The sequence below is a fragment of the Pseudomonas sp. NPDC089554 genome (genome assembly GCF_050280645.1).
In the GTDB taxonomy this organism is placed as follows: domain Bacteria; phylum Pseudomonadota; class Gammaproteobacteria; order Pseudomonadales; family Pseudomonadaceae; genus Aquipseudomonas.
The window spans coordinates 1-3063 of the sequence record NZ_JBNNVR010000174.1 but is presented as its reverse complement, the minus strand read 5'-3'; the positions used below and the strand labels follow the sequence as shown (position 1 = coordinate 3063).

Genomic DNA, 3063 nt, shown 5'->3' with positions numbered 1-3063 from the left:
GGCGGTGAAGGCCACAACCTGCAAGAGCACAGCGTCGTCCTGATCCGTGGCGGCCGTGTAAAAGACTTGCCAGGTGTTCGTTACCACACCGTTCGCGGCTCTCTGGATACTTCGGGCGTTAAAGGCCGTAACCAGGGTCGTTCGAAATACGGTACCAAGCGTCCGAAGTAATCGGCCGTTTGCAGACTTCCATTTTTTTGAGTCGATAAGAGTAAGGTCGGGCAGGGGTCGAAGACCCGCGTCCCGGGCTAACCTGAAGACCGTTTGAGGGCTTATCATGCCAAGACGTCGTGTAGCAGCAAAACGTGAGATCCTTGACGATCCGAAGTACGGATCCCAGATCCTCGCCAAGTTCATGAACCACGTGATGGAAAGCGGCAAGAAGGCCGTAGCCGAGCGCATCGTTTACGGTGCCCTGGATACCGTCAAAGCACGCAAGAACAGCGACCCCCTGGAAATCTTCGAGAAAGCTCTCGACGCCATCGCTCCGCTGGTCGAAGTAAAGTCCCGCCGTGTCGGCGGTGCCACTTACCAGGTTCCGGTTGAAGTTCGTCCTTCCCGTCGTAATGCGCTGGCAATGCGCTGGCTCGTAGACTACGCCCGTAAGCGTGGCGAGAAGTCCATGGCCCTGCGCCTGGCTGGCGAGCTGCTGGATGCTGCCGAAGGCAAAGGTGCTGCAGTCAAGAAGCGTGAAGACGTGCACCGTATGGCCGAAGCCAACAAGGCGTTCTCGCACTACCGCTTCTAATTCAAGCATCAATCTTTTTGCGAGGGCTTTATGGCTCGTACTACAGCAATTAACCGCTACCGTAACATTGGTATCTGTGCCCACGTTGACGCGGGCAAGACCACCACTACCGAGCGGATCCTGTTCTACACAGGTCTGAGCCACAAGATGGGCGAGGTGCATGACGGCGCCGCGACCACCGACTGGATGGTTCAGGAGCAGGAGCGCGGTATTACCATTACCTCCGCTGCTGTTACCACCTTCTGGAAAGGTTCCCGTGGTCAGTACGACAACTACCGCGTAAACGTCATCGATACTCCCGGCCACGTTGACTTCACCATTGAAGTAGAGCGTTCGCTGCGCGTACTCGACGGCGCGGTCGTCGTATTCTGCGGTACTTCCGGTGTCGAGCCTCAGTCCGAAACCGTATGGCGTCAGGCCAACAAGTACGGCGTTCCACGTGTTGTCTACGTGAACAAGATGGACCGTGCTGGTGCCAACTTCCTGCGCGTTATCGGCCAGATCAAGAACCGCCTGGGTCACACCCCGGTTCCGGTCCAGCTGGCTATCGGTGCAGAAGACGACTTCCAGGGTCAGGTTGATCTGATCAAGATGAAGGCTATCTACTGGAACGACGACGACAAAGGCACCACCTACCGTGAGGAAGAAATTCCTGCGGACATGCTCGAGCTGGCCGAAGAATGGCGCGCGAACATGGTGGAAGCTGCTGCCGAAGCCAACGAAGAGCTGATGAACAAGTACCTTGAAGAAGGTGAGCTGACCGTCGAAGAGATCAAGGCAGGCCTGCGTGCGCGCACCCTGGCCAGCGAAATCGTTCCGGCTGTCTGCGGTTCGTCGTTCAAGAACAAGGGCGTTCCCCTGGTTCTCGATGCCGTCATCGACTTCCTGCCTGCCCCGACCGAAATCCCGGCGATCAAGGGTATCCACCCTGACCTGATCGACGTGCCGAAGGATGAAGTCACTCCAGAGCAGTACGACGAGCGTCCTGCTGACGATGACGAGCCGTTCTCGGCTCTGGCGTTCAAGATTGCCACCGACCCGTTCGTGGGCACTCTGACCTTCGTCCGCGTCTACTCGGGCTTCCTGACCTCCGGTGACTCTGTCATCAACTCGGTCAAGGGCAAGAAAGAGCGCGTTGGTCGTATGGTGCAGATGCACGCCAACCAGCGTGAAGAGATCAAAGAAGTACGCGCCGGCGACATCGCTGCTCTGATCGGCATGAAGGACGTCACCACCGGTGACACCCTGTGCAACGCCGACAAGCCGATCATCCTCGAGCGTATGGACTTCCCTGAGCCGGTGATTTCGCTCTCCGTAGAGCCGAAAACCAAGGCTGACCAGGAGAAGATGGGTATCGCTCTGGGCAAGCTGGCCCAGGAAGACCCGTCGTTCCGCGTCAAGACCGACGAAGAAACCGGCCAGACCATCATCTCCGGTATGGGTGAGCTGCACCTGGACATCCTCGTTGACCGTATGAAACGCGAGTTCAACGTCGAGTGCAACGTCGGCAAGCCGCAGGTTTCGTACCGCGAGAAGATCACCAAGTCCAACGTCGAGATCGAAGGCAAGTTCGTTCGTCAGTCGGGTGGTCGTGGTCAGTTCGGTCACTGCTGGATCCGTTTCTCGGAGCCGGACGTGGACGAAAAAGGCAACATCACCGAAGGTCTGGTGTTCACCAACGAAGTCGTTGGTGGTGTGATTCCTAAGGAATTCATCGCCCCGATCCAGAAGGGTATCGAAGAGCAGATGAAAAACGGCGTTGTTGCCGGCTATCCACTGCTCGGCCTGAAGGCCACGGTATTCGACGGTTCGTACCACGACGTCGACTCCAACGAAATGGCGTTCAAGATCGCCGCTTCGATGGCGACCAAGCAGCTGGCCCAGAAGGGCGGTGGCGTGGTGCTTGAGCCGATCATGAAGGTCGAAGTTGTAACCCCGGAAGACTACCTGGGTGACGTGATGGGTGACCTGAGCCGTCGTCGCGGGATGATCCAGGGTAATGAAGACTCGGTGTCCGGCAAGGTAATCACTGCTGAGGTACCGCTCGGAGAGATGTTCGGTTACGCGACCGACGTTCGTTCCATGTCTCAGGGTCGCGCAAGCTACTCCATGGAATTCTCCAAATACGCCGAAGCTCCGTCGAACATCGTCGAAGCACTCGTTAAAAAACAAGGCTAATCCCCTTTAGGCAAGAGGTTCACTGTCGTGGCTAAAGAAAAATTTGATCGTTCCCTTCCCCACGTTAACGTCGGCACCATCGGCCACGTTGACCACGGTAAGACCACTCTGACCGCAGCTCTGACTCGCGTTTGCTC

3 protein-coding genes and 1 pseudogene are annotated in these 3063 nt (G+C 57.2%); all 4 read left to right on the top strand.

Annotated elements, in window-relative coordinates:
* Positions 1-171 (top strand): annotated as a pseudogene (gene rpsL / locus ACQKPE_RS26130) (30S ribosomal protein S12); the annotation flags it as partial.
* Between the two features lie 106 nt (positions 172-277).
* Complete coding sequence (gene rpsG, locus ACQKPE_RS26125; RefSeq protein WP_003246741.1) at positions 278-748, top strand: 30S ribosomal protein S7; 471 nt, start codon at positions 278-280, stop codon at positions 746-748.
* Positions 749-778: 30 nt separating this feature from the next.
* A complete protein-coding gene (gene fusA, locus ACQKPE_RS26120) occupies positions 779-2926 on the top strand; it encodes an elongation factor G (RefSeq protein WP_427669584.1) in 2148 nt (715 codons plus the stop codon).
* A 27-nt stretch (positions 2927-2953) separates the two neighbouring features.
* Positions 2954-3063, top strand: a 110-nt coding sequence (locus ACQKPE_RS26115) for a GTP-binding protein (protein ID WP_132579187.1), incomplete at its 3' end; no start/stop codon positions are given.